We start from the raw sequence: 14684 nt of genomic DNA, 5'->3' as shown, positions 1-14684 counted from the left end.
CCTCTCGAGTTATTGGACCGCCGTGGTTCACGCCGCGCTGTATTCACTGAAGACTCACAGACTTCCATCCGCCGGTGGGGTTATAACGTATTCACCTTGCTCGTCTTTCGTCACCCGATGTGCAAGGTGGTAGAGGCTCAGGTCGATGTCTCGTGGAGTGAAGGCATGGGATCCGCCTGCCCGCTCAGTGACGTCCGAGGCGAGCTCCTCCACGATCTCCAAGTACCTTTGGTAGCGGCCGTTTCCCGGACTGGGCTCTCGCCCATACGCCCGGAGGGATTCGCGGGCACGACGGTCCCAGACCGCCATGCGTCCAGGGCTGAGCGCAACGAGAATCGCAGACGCCACGGCACCGCTGCCGCCACACCCCGGAAGCTGCCAGAGCTCCTCTTGCGCGGCTCGCCCGGCTCTAGGAATCGACAGTGATTCGTCGTTGGCGAGAACCCATGCGTCGTGGGTAACCTGTCGTACACGTGAGTCGGGAGTTTCCATCAAGGATTTCGCCCATTTAGTATCCGCCCGCAAACGCTTCCAGACGACGAGCGCACCGAAATCCGCCTTACTGAGACTGTGCGCGTGCTCCGCACGAGCGGCTACCTCGCGCAGTACCTCGTCGTACGTCGTCGCCGCAGGTGACTTCGTGACTGCAGTCCAGGTCTCGAGCAGATCACCCGCGATGTCCAACGTCATCTTGCCTCTCCAGTTGCCAGCAGGGCACTCGCTGTCCCGGCCCACGCCACAGCCAGCTGATCTCTCGCCCGTGTCGCCCCCACATACAACAGCGACCGCTCCTGTAGCTCAGCCGCCTCCCGCGTCTGTTCGTCATAGGCGCTCCGCGCCACGTCGACGCTCGAGGAGTCGTCCACGCCGAACAGCACCACGTGGGTGAACTCCATGCCTTTGGCGCGGTGGAAGGTCATCACGAGCGGTGCGCCGCCGCGGTAGTTGGTGTTGCGGTCTACGGAGACGACGCGCAGGCCGCGGTGGTCGAGGGCGCGCACCAGGGTGTCGCGGGTCTTGTTGAACCGGGTGAGCACACCGATGGTCGAGGGGTCCCCTCCCTCCCCGATGATCTCTTCGGTCCACTGCCTGATGAGGCCCGCGACCTTTTCGATCTCGTCCGCGAGGTCCACAGCCGGCAGGAACGTCACCTCCGGTCCGGTGCGGATGGAGCGGAACGTGCCGCGGTCCGCGCCGTGGGCGACTTCGCTGCTCGGCAGGTCGTCGTCCTCCATCGCGGCGATGTCGAAGTCGCCGCCGCGCAGGATCGAGACGGCGAAGTCGAGGTTCTGCGCAGTGGTGCGGTAGTTGAGCTTGAGCCGCCGTGAGCGGCCTCGGATCGCGATGCCGTACCGGCCGAGCTTCACGGGGTTGGAGTAGATGCGCTGATGGGAGTCCTCAGCGATGAACATGTCGTCCTCGCCTTCGGCGACCAGAGCGCGGAGCATCTGCCATTGCGTGGGGCGCAGGTCCTGGCCCTCGTCCACCAGCACGTGGTCGGCGAGCCGCTCCCCCGTCGCTGCGGCGCGGGCGTCGAGGATCGCGGCGGCGACGGCGGAGGTCTCATCCCAGTCGAGCGCCGACTCCCGCTGACCGCCTTCGCGGTAGGCGGCGATGACCGACCACGCCTCACGCCGCTGTGCACGGCCCAGCCGGGTCCCGCGGCCGGTGCGGGAGACCCGCAGGTAGTCGGCCTCGGTCAGGATCCGATGGGGCAGCACGACCTCGCGGTACTCGTCGATGAGGAAGGCGGCGGTGACATGCGGCTGCGAGCGGTCCCGGAGAGCGCCGGCAGCGGCCGCGGCCTGGATCGCCGCATCCCATTCGCGGGCGTGACGGGAGAACTTCGGGGTCCTCGTGGTCCAGCCGAGCACGTCGGCCATCGGCGTGAGGTCCTGGGCGGAGGTCACGGCGCCGTGGGCGATGCGGTCCACGCCGGTGACATGGATGCCGGGCGCGCCGAGGGCATCCGGGCGCGGGATGCCGGGCGCGAGGGCGCGGACCTGCTGCGCGAGCGCGTCGGCGAGGGTGCGCGTGTAGGTCGTCAGGACGATCCGGGCGCGGCCGCCGTTCTCCGCAGCCTTGCGCGCGAGGCGCACGGCGCGATGGACCAGGACCACGGTCTTGCCGGTGCCCGCGCCGCCGGTGACGCGGTAGGGCCCCCGGGTGTTCACCTCGACGTAGGTCTTCTGCTCGGGGTGGAGGAAGATCCGCCACTTCTCGAAGCTGCCGGAGGCGAGCACCTCGGCGAGCGCCGTGTCGTCTTCGATGAGGCGATAGCTGGCCTGGGACTTCTCGGCGCTGAGTGACTGGAGGACGTCCTCGGTTCCCGAGGGGGTGCCCACTGCGCTGCCGCCGGTGACGCCGGTGAAGTACGCGGCGCGCACGTCTTCGAGGCTGGTGCCGGTGGCGAGGTCGAGCAGGGCGGTGCCCTGCCAGTTCTTTGTCTTCTCTGCGAGTGCGTAGAGGGTGGTGTCGTCGGCGCCCGCGGCCTGTTCTGCGAGGTGGGGGTCGAGGCCGAGGTCGTCGATGAGTTGCTGGGCGGTCACCGCGAGTACCGGGCCTGTCAGCACCTCGGGCTCCGGCCGACGGGGTTCTTCGAGATCGAGTGCGAGTTCGGTCTGTGCGGCGGTGCCGGCCGACGGCTGAGCCGTCTCTGGCTGCTCTTCCCCGGGCAGTTCCGCCGTTTCGGTGTCTGCCTCGCCGCCTGTCTCCGACGTCGATCCGGCCTCTGCCGCCTTCTCGGCCTCGGCGGCCTGCTGCTCGGCGAGCCGCTCAGCCTCGAGCTGTGCGGCGAGCGCGGCGGCGCGGGAGCGGACCTCCTCTTCGCTGTATCCGCCTCCGGTCTGCACGGCGTCGTCGTCGGAGCGGATCTCGGTGGTGCCGGAGATCGGGTTCATGCGCAGGTAGAGGGTGGGTGCCTTGGCGTAGGCGGCGTCGTGGTTGTAGACGCCCTCGACCAGCCAGACGTTCTGCCCTGACGAGTTCAGGCGGAACACCAGCACCCGGTACTTGCGGTTCACGCGGACGGACCGGATCCGGTCGTCCTTCACGTTCTGGAGCGGCTCGACGTGCAGCCCCGGGGACTCGGGCGTGGTCCGCAGCATCTCGAGGGTGGAGGTGACCTGCCCGGCCACCTCACGGGGCACCTGCTGCAGGGTGGGCAGGAAGGTGTCCGAGATGGCGATGATGCCGTCGCTCATGAGTCTCCTCCGTCGGTCAGCACCAGTGCCGCGAGAACAGTCTCGGGGTCGGGTCCGACAATCTCCCACCCCTCCTGCTCGAGGGCGGCGCGTTCACGGGCCTCGAGCTCCGAGGTGGTGACGCCGACCTTGCGCTCCGGCCAGGCGATCTCCAGCGGCGTGCCGGCGCCGTACTCGTCGCCGATGACCGGCGGTTCGATGTCGTAGCGGGCGAGGACGCCGATGAGCTGCTGCTCGACCTCCCCCTCGGCGTCGTCCATGGCAGCCTGCCAGGCCGGGGACAGCGGTTCCTCCACCTCGCGCCCACGCGCCGGAACGGCGACGTAGTCAGCGGGGAGCGCGGTCGCCTCCGGCACGGCCGGCTTGTCCTTCCGCCCAGCGTCCGGGGCGGGGTCCGTCCGTGACGGCATCCCTGCGACGGACGCGGTCGGTTCCTCGGCCGACGGGACGCGCGGGGCGCGCGCCTCGTCCGGTCCCACGTCGATGCCCGCCTCGACAAGGCTCTTCGTGGTCAGTCGCAGGGAGCTGCCGTGCGGTTCACCCTGGGCGAGGTTCGCCAGGTGCAGCCAGGCCCGCCACGACTCGGCAGAGCTCTCGCGGCGCAGCGTCTCCTCGCGGTCGTCGAGGACGAGGGTGAGGCTCCGACGCGGCGGACCGAGCAGGCCGACGACCGCGAGCTGTCGCGGCCACGCACTACGGCAAGGCGCATCGGATCGGTGAACGGGTCGGGCATTCTCCCGTCGAGCAGGTTCGCGCCGAGGCGCTCGGCCGAGTCCTCGCCGGGGGTGGTGAGCGCGGAGCGGTCCGTCGTCGGGACGAGCAGGTACGGCAGCTCCTCGCCGAGTCGCCGCAGGCGGTCGGTCTTCGCCCGACGGACGACCCGAACCAGGATCTCGAGCGGGGTCGCGCGCAGCATCGGTTCGAGCTCGCGGTACTGGACACCGCCGTCGGCCCACTGCCGGACCATGCCCTCGTCGACGAAGGGCGGCAGGTCACCGTTGGATCGCGCGCCCTCCGGGGCGACCTCGCGGGCAGCGTCCTCGTCGAGGTCGGCATTGGTGATCGAGAGGACCATGAATCCGGCGCGACGCACCCGCATTCGCTTGACCGCGTCGTCGGCGACGTTGTTATTCGCGGCGGTGGCGTGAAAGGCGCGGCCGTCGGTGAAGATCGCGATGCCTTGAACGTCGCTGCTCGGCCAGGTGAGGACGAAGTCGGGGCGGGATCCTGCAATGTCGACCTGCGAGGCGAGGGTGAAGTTCTGCCCGCCGTGCCGCACGCTGATGTCCGTGCCGCGAGTGGTGACGTCGGCGCCGTCGATGCCCTGCATCGCTTGGATGAAGGCGTTGCGGAAACGTCGTTCGAGGGGGGACTCGGTGACGGCGGCCAGCTCGACGTCGCGCTCCTCGACGGTCCACTGCATCGCTCCGGGCTGTGGGCCCTCGCTTCCGAGCAGGATGTGCAGCGCCTCGATCGCGGTGGTGCGGCGCATCTGCTCATAGGCGATGGGGCGCACGTACGGCAGCAGGCAGCGGTGGCAGGCGGTGAGGCCCTCGTCCTGGCAGGGGCACGCTTCCAGTGCGCGCAGCCCGGCGATCAGGACGTCCCAGGCCGACGGCGCGGAGGCGAGCTCGAAGAGGTATCCGGTGCCGCCGACGATGGTGTCGGAGAGCAGCACGGCCTGGTGTCCCGCCTGGTTCGGGTGGGCGATGACGTCCACCTCCAGGTTGCCGATGCTGCCGCCGAAGCGGGTCTCGATGCCGAGCTGGAGCGCGGCGACGAGGTTGACGAGCAGGTCACCGGCGGCGGAGTCGAGGATCTCCGGTGGAAGGGTGATCAGCACGGTCTCGGTCTGCAGGGTGCGGGAGAGGAGCGCGGGGCGGTTGTCACCGTCGCGCGCATAGCGCAGGTCGCACCAGGCCTGGTGGTCCTGCGGTCTGTTCCCGCCGGTGTCGGAGTCGTGGTGCCCGCAGCGGGAGCACAGCAGGAATCCGGGAGCGGTGCGCTCCTCACCGGAGATGCGGATCGTCTCGGTGCCGGACTGGGGCTTGCCCAGGTTCAGCCGGGTGAGGGTGGCGCCCCGATCCAGGCGCATCCCGAATCCGGTGCCGACGACGTTCCAGCGGTGGACGGTGCGGGCCTCGTGGTAGGAGACCGACAGCGCCTGTTCGAACTGCACCTTCTCCCGGTCGTCCTTGGCGTCGCCGATGCGGGTGCGGCTGCGGCTCATGGTGGAGTAGACGCGGGTGAGGTCGATGACGTCGCGGTGCTGGCCGGCGTCGGCGATCTCGGCGCTCTGGCAGCTGGGGCAGGCCTGGGGCGGCTGGTCCTGCTCGAACTGGTGGGCCAGGCCGCAGCGGGGGCAGAACGCGGTGGGGCGCAGCGCGGCGCCGTCGATCCCGATGTCGACCGCGTCAACGACGAGTTCACGGCCATGGGCGTAGAAGTGCGCGCCGGGGGCCAGCTCGGTCAGCGCCGCGGCGCCGGAGCGGGAGTAGCTGACGGGCTCGTGCTTCCAAGTCTCGTCCTCGTCCTTCCAGATGACGGTCGCCTCGAGCTGGACTGCGTCATCGACGAGGGTGAAGTTGGGCAGCAGGCCGTAGCGTTCGAGCACGCCGATCCAGTGGGCGCTGTCGAGAGCGGAGACCTCGGCGCTGAGCTGGCCGGCGCGGCCGCGCAGCCGGCGGCGCTCCTTGTCCTGCTCCTCGGCCGACATGCCGGGCTCGGCGCCGATCTCCTCCTGCTCGGCGGAGATCAGGAGGTCCTCGGCGCGGAGAGCGGCCATCGCCTCGGCGCGCTCGTCGGTGACGGGCTGGTTCTCGAGCTGCTCGATGTTGTCCTGGATCCTGGCCCGACGGCGCCGCAGCTCCTCCCGGCTGAGGTTCCACTCTTCGACCTTGCTGCGCAGCGCGGTCTCGAGACCGCTCGGTGCCTCGCCCTGCGGCAGAGCCCAGGTGCGCAGTTCGGTGCGGGCGTCCTCGGTGAGGCCGTCCCAGGAGTGGGTGCCGCTGGTGAAGCGGTCGAGGAACCGTTCGAGGTGCCGTTCGCCGTTGCGCTGGAGCTCCTCGATCACGTGGCCGAGGAAGGTGCCGGGCGCGGCGGAGGCGAGCACCGGGGTGCTGCGCACGGGCGGCGGCACACGGTCGTCCCCGGCGAGGGTGTCGAGGACGGAGGCGAGCAGCTGGCGGCGCAGGATCTCCTGGGCGGAGAGGTAGGCGCCGGGGGCGCGGACGGTGCCGTTGAGGAGGTCGAGGGGGTCGTAGTAGAGCCCGGCGGCGCGGCCGCGGCCGGCGACGAAGGTGACGTCCAGGGCGTTGCCGGTCTGGCGCCCGGCGCGGCCCACGCGCTGGAGATAGCTGGCGACGGTCTTCGGGACGGAGGCGAGCAGCACGGTGGAGAGGTCGCCGATGTCGATGCCCATCTCGAGGGTGGGGGTGGCGACGAGGACGTTCGGGGTGCCGGGCGTCTGGGCGCTGTTCTTGAAGCTCGTCTCGTAGGCGAGGCGGTCGTCGGTGTCCAGCAGGGAGGTGTGTTCGCGGGCGACGACGCGGCGCATGTCGCCCTGGTAGAGGCTGCGGTAGTAGGTGGCGCTCAAGCTGCTGGGGCGGAGCGTGCCGGGGCAGCGGTGGCGCAGGCACGGCCCGTCCTGCAACGGAGCGAGGACGGCGCCGGTGCCGGTGACGGTCTCGCGGCATTCGTCGCAGACGAGCATCGGGGTCGCATCCTCGGCGGTGCCGGTGGGGAGGCAGGCCTCGATGCGCTCCCGGACCAGCGCGAAGCTGCGCAGGCCGCTGGTGGTCTCGACCATGTCGAGCAGGCCGAGCTCGGTGAGCGCGTCGAAGAGGGGGCGTAGGAAGGTCGAGGCGGTGCCGCGGTCGCGGGCGAGCGCCCGGGCGGTCCAGTCGGCGTACCAGCCGGAGCGGGCGGCAGCGTCCTCGAGCTCGCTGCTTGCACCCAGTCGTCCGAAGCTGGGGAGCTTTGGGAGGCTTCGCCCCCTGGGGAACGCAGGCATTAGGTCACGGTCTGGCCGACCTGTCCAGAGGAAGTGGATCGTCCCTCCCTCGCGGCGGAAGGGCGCGAGCCAGTCGTGAGCGATCGCGCCGTGGGTGCGGAGGCGTTCGAGGATCCCGCGCACCCAGCGGCGGCGCACGGCCGTGTCGTCCCCGTCGAGCTGGCGGACACTCGCACCGAGGGCGCGTTCGGCGGCCTGGTCGAGCTCGTCGTCGCTCGCGCGCACCTGGGCGAGGGCGGAGCCGGTGAGTAACAGGGTGCGGCCCACCTGGCCGGTGAGCCCCAGCTCGAGGCCGACATCGAAGGTGAGGCGCTTGATGACGCGGGCCGTGGCGCGCTCTCGATCGCGGGTGCGGTATCCGCGGCGCCGGTCCGCGTCCTGGTGCCAGTAGGCGGTGAGCTTGTCGGAGTCGGTGATGGTGGGGTGCAGCAGCCGGTAACGCTGCTCGTCGGTGGTGGCCTTCGCGAGCATCCGCTCGACGACGGTGCTGATCGGAGCGGGCTCGGCGGTGAGCGCCTCGTGGACGACCGAGCGCATCGTGAGGCTGTAGGAGCGGGCTTCGACGAAGCCGGCGCGGTGGGCGGCGTCCTGCACGGAGTCGGTGAAGACGAGCGCCTTCTTCTCCCGCAGGTCCAGGCCCGGCGTGCCGAAGAGGCTGGTGAGGGAGACGGAGAGCAGGGTCGCGAGCCGCGTCCCGAGGAAGCGGATGCCGTCCTTCTCGCCGCAGGCGGGGCAGGTCTGGTCGTTGGCGTGCTTGTCCGCGTCGAGCCCGGCATGGACCAGCACGCGGAGCACGGCGGCGTCGAGGTCGCCCTCGAGGGGGCCGTGCCGGTCAAGGGTGGCGGAGTCGAGGTTGAGGTAGCGGCGCCGGGACGTCTCGGTGGAGACCTCGGGGTCCTCGTCGGTAGCGGTGACGTCGAGCAGGAGGGCGCGGAAGCGACCGGTGCGTTCGACAGAGTCCTTGCGGATGGTGTCGGGGCGCAGGTCGAGGTCGTCGCCGACGGCGCGGGTGGTGGCACCCCAGCCGGAGCGGCCGCAATGGCGGCAGTAGATGGCGGGCAGGGCGAGGTCCTCGTCCTCGTCCAGCGCGCCGGACCAGCGGAAAGCAGGGGCCGTGGTCACGGCGCGGTCCACGCGGGCGATTTCTCGCAGCCACAGGTGCGCCTCGAGGTTCGGGAAGGAGTTACGGGGTGCTCCTTCGCGGGCGCGCTCGTGGGAGAGCACGGCAAGCAGGGCGGTGGTGAAGTCCTCGGCAACCCGTGCCTGGGTCACCCACGGGAGCACGGTCGCGGCGAGCTCGCGCAGCCCGGTGGCGCGGGAGGTCTCGCGGAGGATCTGGCCTACGAGAGGGTGGGCCAGGAGGAGATCGCGCGGGGCGAGGCCACGCTGCGCGGCGACGGTGCTCGCGCGCTCCTCGCCGTCGGCGGTCCAGAGCACATCGAGGACGTCCGCGGCGAGCGCGTCAGCATCCAGCGGGGTGCCGGGTTCGAGATGGGGGCCGGCAGCGGTGGCCATCGAGGGCGCGGCGGGGAACTGCGCGGGCTTGAGCGAAGGCCCCTCCCCCGCCGGATCGCCGGCGTGGCCGGCGGTGAGCTCGCGGGAGGGGCGCACGAACTCTTCGAGGTCCACGCGGGTCTCGGTGATCACGGCGTCCTCGCCGATGTCGGTGCCGAAGACGGTGCGGGCGAAGTCGAGCATGGCGGTCGCGGCGTCGGCCCCGTCGCCGAGGGTGGCGGAGGTGGCGACGGGGGTGAGGTGCACGCGGCCGGGTGCGATCTGGTCGAGGACCAGTCGCAAGCGGCGCAGCAGCATGCCGACGTCGGTGCCCTGCGCGCCGTCGTAGGTGTGGAACTCGTCGAGCACCAGGTAGCGCAGCGAGGCGGCGGAGGCCTCCCAGAGGGGGCGGTCGGCGCAGCGCAGCAGCAGCTGGTCGAGCATCTTGTAGTTCGTCAGCAGCACGTCTGGCGCGCTGCCGCGGATCATCTCGCGGTCGGTGATGAGCGAGTCCGCGGTGACAATAGTGGAGGGCTCGTGGGAGGCCTCCCCGGTATAGAGCGCGGCGGTGAGGCCCTGGTAGGCGGGGGTGTCGGTGAGTAGCTTCGCGAGGCGCCCGGCCTGATCGTTCGCGAGCGCGTTCATCGGGTAGAGGATGAGCGCCTTGATCCCGCCGATCCCGGCCTTCTTCGCGCGGGCGGCGTGGTCGAGAACGGGGTAGAGGAAGGACTCGGTCTTGCCGGAGCCGGTGCCGGTGGTGACGATCGTGGGCTGCGGGAGACGGAACCCGGCCTCATCCTGCTCCCCCGGCGCCTGGGGGCTGGTGGTGAGGCGGGAGAAGGCGGCGGCCTGGTGAGCGTAGGGCTCGAACCACTCCGGCAGGCTCGGCACCAGTTCGCGTGCAGCAGCGGCGTCGCTGCCGCCGGCGAAGGGCAGGCGGGTGCGCAGGTAGGGGCCGAGGAAGATCCCGGAGCGCTCATCGATGAGGAACGCGTCCAGCGCGCTCGCGACCGACGGATCCGCCAGCGAGATCGCCGTGGTCACGTAGTCGATGACCGCGCGGCGCAGGTCCGCAGCCTGCCGGGTGGGCAGCAGCTCCGTCATGATCCGCTCTCCTCCATCCGCCGCGTGAACTCGGCGTAGGCCTGGCGCATGTCCGCTTCCCGGTCGAGGATCCGGAACGGCTGTTCGTAGACGATGGTGCGGCCCGTGCCGGTGGCACTGGGGTGCACAGCGGTGCGGTCCTCAGGCGACATATCAGCTCCTGAACACTTTCCTTTCATCCACTTCGCACGAATCGCAGATGGAACCAACTTTCCGCCCCTGTCATATACGAGCGCATTAGCCCCGAAGCCGTGATCATATTTCCAAAGGGTGCCGAAGTGCTGCCTATACATTGCGACAAGAAGATCGATGTCAATGCCGAGCATTAGCGCCATAAGTGAATCAATCTCAACTTGAGCCCTACGTCGTTGCTCCGCCCCAAGAAGCGGGCTATCGGAACTCCACGCGCTATCAACTCGGGGGAGCATTCCATCAGCACCTTCACTATTACTCGTGGCCCACTCGACCTCCTGCGTGAACGACGACGTCACAGACCTCCAAAGGTCAGCAAAGTCAGGGTGGATGCAATTTAGTGCGACAACTCGAGCGCGAAACTCGTCTATTAGCGCATGACCCGCACTTGGTACGGGGAGTCGATCGAACAGCTCGCCATAAACATTGCCCACCGCGAGCGATCGAATGAAGAAGTCTGCAATCAGGCTCGAAGCGCTTCCGGCCACGTCAACAAGATCAAGCGTCCCCAAGCCATGAATTGAATGCATATATGACACATGGGTCACCCCGGGGGGAAGTATTGCTGCCTGCAAGGTCCGGGATGTCGTAGGATCAACTCTTCGGCGCCAAACCAACGAATATCCACCCTTCAGAGCCCCGATATCCCCTCGGCGCACATCGCCATTAAGGCCCGGAGGCATGGAGGCGCCCCTTGCGCGCTTGTATTCGGTAGCGGGAACCCTCTCTCGGAGGGGCTCCTGCAGGTCAACCGCGACATAGTCGCGATGACTACCCATAGTCCGCCCCCGATCCTGGAACGCCGGATTGAGAATATCAACATTCGGCCCTTGAAGGACAACGCTTTGCCAGCGATTCACGACACCCCACCGGCGGACTATTTCCCCCGACACAATAGCCGCTTCCTCTGAAAGTCCCCCGCTGTACTCGGGGCCGAGCCCCTCGACACGTGCAGCACCCTCAATCGCCGAGAAGAATTCAAAAATCACTGAATCCATACTCGAAGGAAGCCTCGGGACTAGCGGGGCCTGAGCACCCTCCGCACCCCCGGTTGCGGACTGTACCGCCCGAAGGTCGTCGGGAGTAACCAGGTGAACTCGCTGGCGGTGCGGCGCGACGTTCCGAACCCCCTCGGCATCGACGGCAGGGGGGAGCGGACCGGAGCCATCGTGAGCCAGAGATTGCAGTGCCGTAGCTGGATCAAACAACGGATACGCAAATAGAAACCCGTCGAAGCTGGGTTCGCCGTAGACATTTACCGCGAAGGGCCTGGTGTTTCCAATCTCCTTAAACAGCTTCTTCTCGTTTCGGAAGCTCCACAGCCGCTTCAAGCGCAGGTATGACCCTCGCTTCAGACCACTCAGGCCCTTTGCTGAAAGATGGCCAGGAGGATGAACTAGGGCCAAAATTCCCCCTCTCTGGACATTCATCCAACCGAGGGCAATAAATGCGTGATAGAGGTCGGGCACCTTGCCGTCAGCGTCAGGGTATTGCGAGCTGGCGGAAAGAAAACGACTCTCAGCCGCTCCGCGCGACCTGGAACACAACGCTAGATGGAGCCATTCCGCTCGGGTGGATATTACCGCGTAAGCTTCTGCCTTTGGCGCGGATGAAAGGTATGCGGTTGGATCGAGTTCAATCGCGATAGCTGTCACCGGCTCCCCCGGGTACACCCACGGCGGGTTCCCTACCTGGAGATCGAAGCCGCCGCGGTCGAAGGCGGCGGCGAAGTCGAGCTCCCAGTGGAAGAACCGTTGCTCTGTCGCGATCTCAGTGCAGCGCTTGAGCCACTCCGTGTCCTTCACGAGTTGGTCGATGTTCGCGGCGCCGCCCACGCCGAACATCATCTCGACCATGTCGAGCTCGTCCCAGTCCCTCGCGCTGCCGAAGGCACGCTGGTCAGCCCCGGGATCGTTGTGCTTGTTCTTGTGCTTCACGACCTCGAGAGAAGTGCCGAGGATCTTCTGCACCGTCTCGAGCCACTGGTGGAACGTCGGCGGGGCGACGTCGTCATCGGTGAGGACGGGCCAGAACCACAGCGCGCACCAGGCATCCATGACGAGCCGCAGGCGCTGGTAGGCGGAGTTCGAGTCCGCCAGCGTCTCTTCGATCTGCGTGCGGGTGACCTCGCCGCCCTCGGTGGTCTCCGCGCCCCACACGGGGACCGCGCGGCGGGACTGCTCCTCCGCGGCGCGGATGCGGCGCAGCGCCAGGCCCCACAGCTCCTCGACACGCTGTGAAAGCTTCTCGAGCTGCGCGATCTGGGGCTTCGTGAGTTTGCCGGCCCAGCCCTTCGCGTGATCCCGCAGCTCCTTCGCGGCGTCCGGGGCGAGCTTCTTGATCTCCCCGTCCGAGGCGGCGGCAAGCCACCCTTCCCCCGGAAGCAGGAAGTGGAAGATCTTCCCGTCGACGCCGGCGCGGATGCCGTTGGCGTCGGGCTGGTCGTGGACGGTGGTGACCGGCAGGTTCTCCGGCGCGGTCTCGATGACGGCCTTCAGGCGTGCCTGCGCGAGGGTGTCGGCGGAGTAGACGGCGTGACGGGCACCAATGAGGGAGTTACCGGCGCGCAGGCGCAGCCCGAACCAGGGTGCCTTCAGACCCGGCGCCATGGTGTCCAGCCATAGCGACACCTCGGCGAGCTCGACTGCAGTGGAGTTCAGGTCCACCCCGTACACGTTGTGCAGGGCGATGTAGGCCTTGACCCGCTGGAGCTCCTCTGCGTACTCCTCGGGGTCGATGCGCTCGTCGAGCTCGTGCTGGCGGCGGGTGAGGTACTCGGCGGCGAGCTGGCGCACGGCCTCGATCGCGAACGCGCCGGAGCCGAGGGCCGGCTCGCAGATCGACATGTTCAGGATCTCGGCGGCGGTGGTGCGACGTCGGCGGATGGGCGCGTGGTCGAAGTTCTCGTCGTCGAACACGACCGTGCCCTCGGGGAGCTCGGTCTCGTCGGTGATGACGGGGTCGAGGAGCTCGGCGAGGCCCTGGGAGACGGTGAAGGAGGTGATGACTTCCGGGGAGTAGTAGCTCGCGGACTGCTGGCGGGCGCGGCCCGAGAGGCGGAACACGAATTCGTCGTGGCGGTAGGTGCGGGGCACCTTGCGGCCGGTCTCGTCCTCGACCATGACGAGGTGCTGGGTCATGGAGTCGTCGATGACGTCCTCCGGTACCACCCAGGAGCCGTCCTTCGGGTCGCCGCCCTTGGCGACCTCCACGAGGTCCTGCTCCGCGAAGGAACCGGTGTAGCTCATGAGGGACTCGTAGACGGCGCCGAGCTGGTTGATGCCGAGGGCGACGTAGCTGATGAAGCCGCGGTTCTTGCCCTTCTTCACGCGGGAGAGGAGCAGGTTCTCGAGCACGGCCTGGAGGGCCTGGTTGCCGAGCTTCACCTCGTCGATTAGGGCGGTGCGGTCCTTGCGGAAGAGGTCCGCGTCGAGGTTCTCGAAGACGAGGGCGCCGCTGCCGTGCTCGGCCGTGCCGTCGGCCTGTGCGTCCGTGGGGTGGTGGCCCTTGTTGATGAGGTCGAAGAGGATCTGGAGGGAGCTGTAGAGGTAGGTGCCGTGGGCGGCGTCGAGCGGGACCTCGCGCTGGGTGAGGTCGCGCAGACGGTCCACCGAGTAGCCGGCCTGGTACTCCGGCGCGCCGACGGGCAGCACGCCCAGCTCGGGGCTCGCCTCCGCGTACAGCAGGAACAGGATCCGGTAGAGGTAGCGCAGGGACTGAAGGGCGAGGGGCTGCGCCTGGTCCTGCGGGAGGGGGTCGAGGCCCTTCGCCTCACGGCGGCGGATCACCTCGTTGGCGATGATCTCGATGCTCTCGCGCACCCCGTCACGGAGGTCCTCGGAGACGCCCACGGCATTGTCGATCGACTCCTGGACGGTGGCGGCCCACCAGATCTGCGAGTTCGCATCCGGGGCGAGGGAGTCGGCGCTGAGCGCGGCGAGCATGCGCTCCACCTCGCCGCCGCGCCTGACGTCGTTACGCTCGGCGATGGTCTGGAGATCGGCGACGAGATACCGGCCCTGCGGCCACAGCTGCGCGGAGGTGAGCACGGCGAAGCGGCCGGCGAGCACGAGCAGGAACTCCGGGGCGTCCTTGCTGATCGCGAGTGCGGAGAGCACCTGCGGGACCGTGGTGAGGCGCTGCTCGTCCTCGGTGCCCTCATCGAGGATCACCTCGGCCGGGAGGTGGCCCGCCTGCTTGGCGAGGACGTCCTGGACGTCGTCGGCCGCGAGCGCGTCGAGCATCGCCAGCGGTGCCTCGTCCACGCCGCGGGTCGCGAAGCGGCGCAGCGGGCCGGTGGTGGTCACGTCCCAGCGGCCCGGGGCCGCTTCGTCGCCTGTGTCGTCTGTGTAGCCGAGGATCGCGCGGAGCTCGTCGGCGAGCGCGACGGACCGGGACGCCAGCAGCTCGCGCCGCTGGTCGGGGTGGGCGGTCTCCGGCAGCGCGGCAGCGTCGGCCTGCAGTTCGAGCAGACGGCTCACCAGGCCGGTGCGGGCAGAGGTGAAGCGCTCGCGCGGGCTGCGCCAGTCCGGATCGTCCTCGCCCGTGCTGCGCCACTCCTGCATCAGCGCCTTGGTGCGGGCGGTGAAGGTCTTCGACGCGTCGTCGGAGGTGAAGTAGTGCTCGCTGATCCAGTCCTCGACCACGTACAGGGCATCGCTGATCGCCACAGGGGAACT

Annotated in this window: 5 protein-coding genes; all 5 read right to left on the bottom strand. The window is 68.9% G+C overall.

Translation table 11 applies throughout. The annotated features are described in order from the left end of the window. Positions 1–54: 54 nt before the first annotated feature. Positions 55–690, bottom strand: a complete 636-nt coding sequence (locus L3K22_RS07565; protein WP_263310831.1) for a hypothetical protein — start codon at positions 688–690, stop codon at positions 55–57. Continuing rightward, entirely contained in the window at positions 687–3203 is a 2517-nt protein-coding gene (locus tag L3K22_RS07560; protein ID WP_263310830.1) for a UvrD-helicase domain-containing protein, read from the bottom strand. The genes L3K22_RS07565 and L3K22_RS07560 overlap by 4 nt, the downstream gene beginning before the upstream one ends. Beyond that, on the bottom strand, positions 3200–3559 hold the full coding sequence (locus L3K22_RS07555) for a hypothetical protein (RefSeq protein ID WP_263310829.1): 360 nt from the start codon (positions 3557–3559) through the stop codon (positions 3200–3202). The genes L3K22_RS07560 and L3K22_RS07555 overlap by 4 nt, the downstream gene beginning before the upstream one ends. Positions 3560–3714: 155 nt before the next feature. Then, the gene (locus tag L3K22_RS07550) at positions 3715–9813 is read right to left on the bottom strand and encodes a DEAD/DEAH box helicase (protein ID WP_263310828.1); all 6099 of its coding nucleotides are present in this window, start codon (positions 9811–9813) and stop codon (positions 3715–3717) included. Then, on the bottom strand, positions 9810–14675 hold the full coding sequence (locus L3K22_RS07545; protein WP_263310827.1) for a DNA methyltransferase: 4866 nt from the start codon (positions 14673–14675) through the stop codon (positions 9810–9812). Before L3K22_RS07545 ends, L3K22_RS07550 begins: the two co-directional genes overlap by 4 nt. Positions 14676–14684 lie beyond the last annotated feature (9 nt).

This window comes from Brachybacterium atlanticum, from assembly GCF_025669985.1.
Lineage (GTDB): Bacteria > Actinomycetota > Actinomycetes > Actinomycetales > Dermabacteraceae > Brachybacterium > Brachybacterium conglomeratum.
This window is presented reverse-complemented; position numbering and strand designations above follow the sequence as displayed.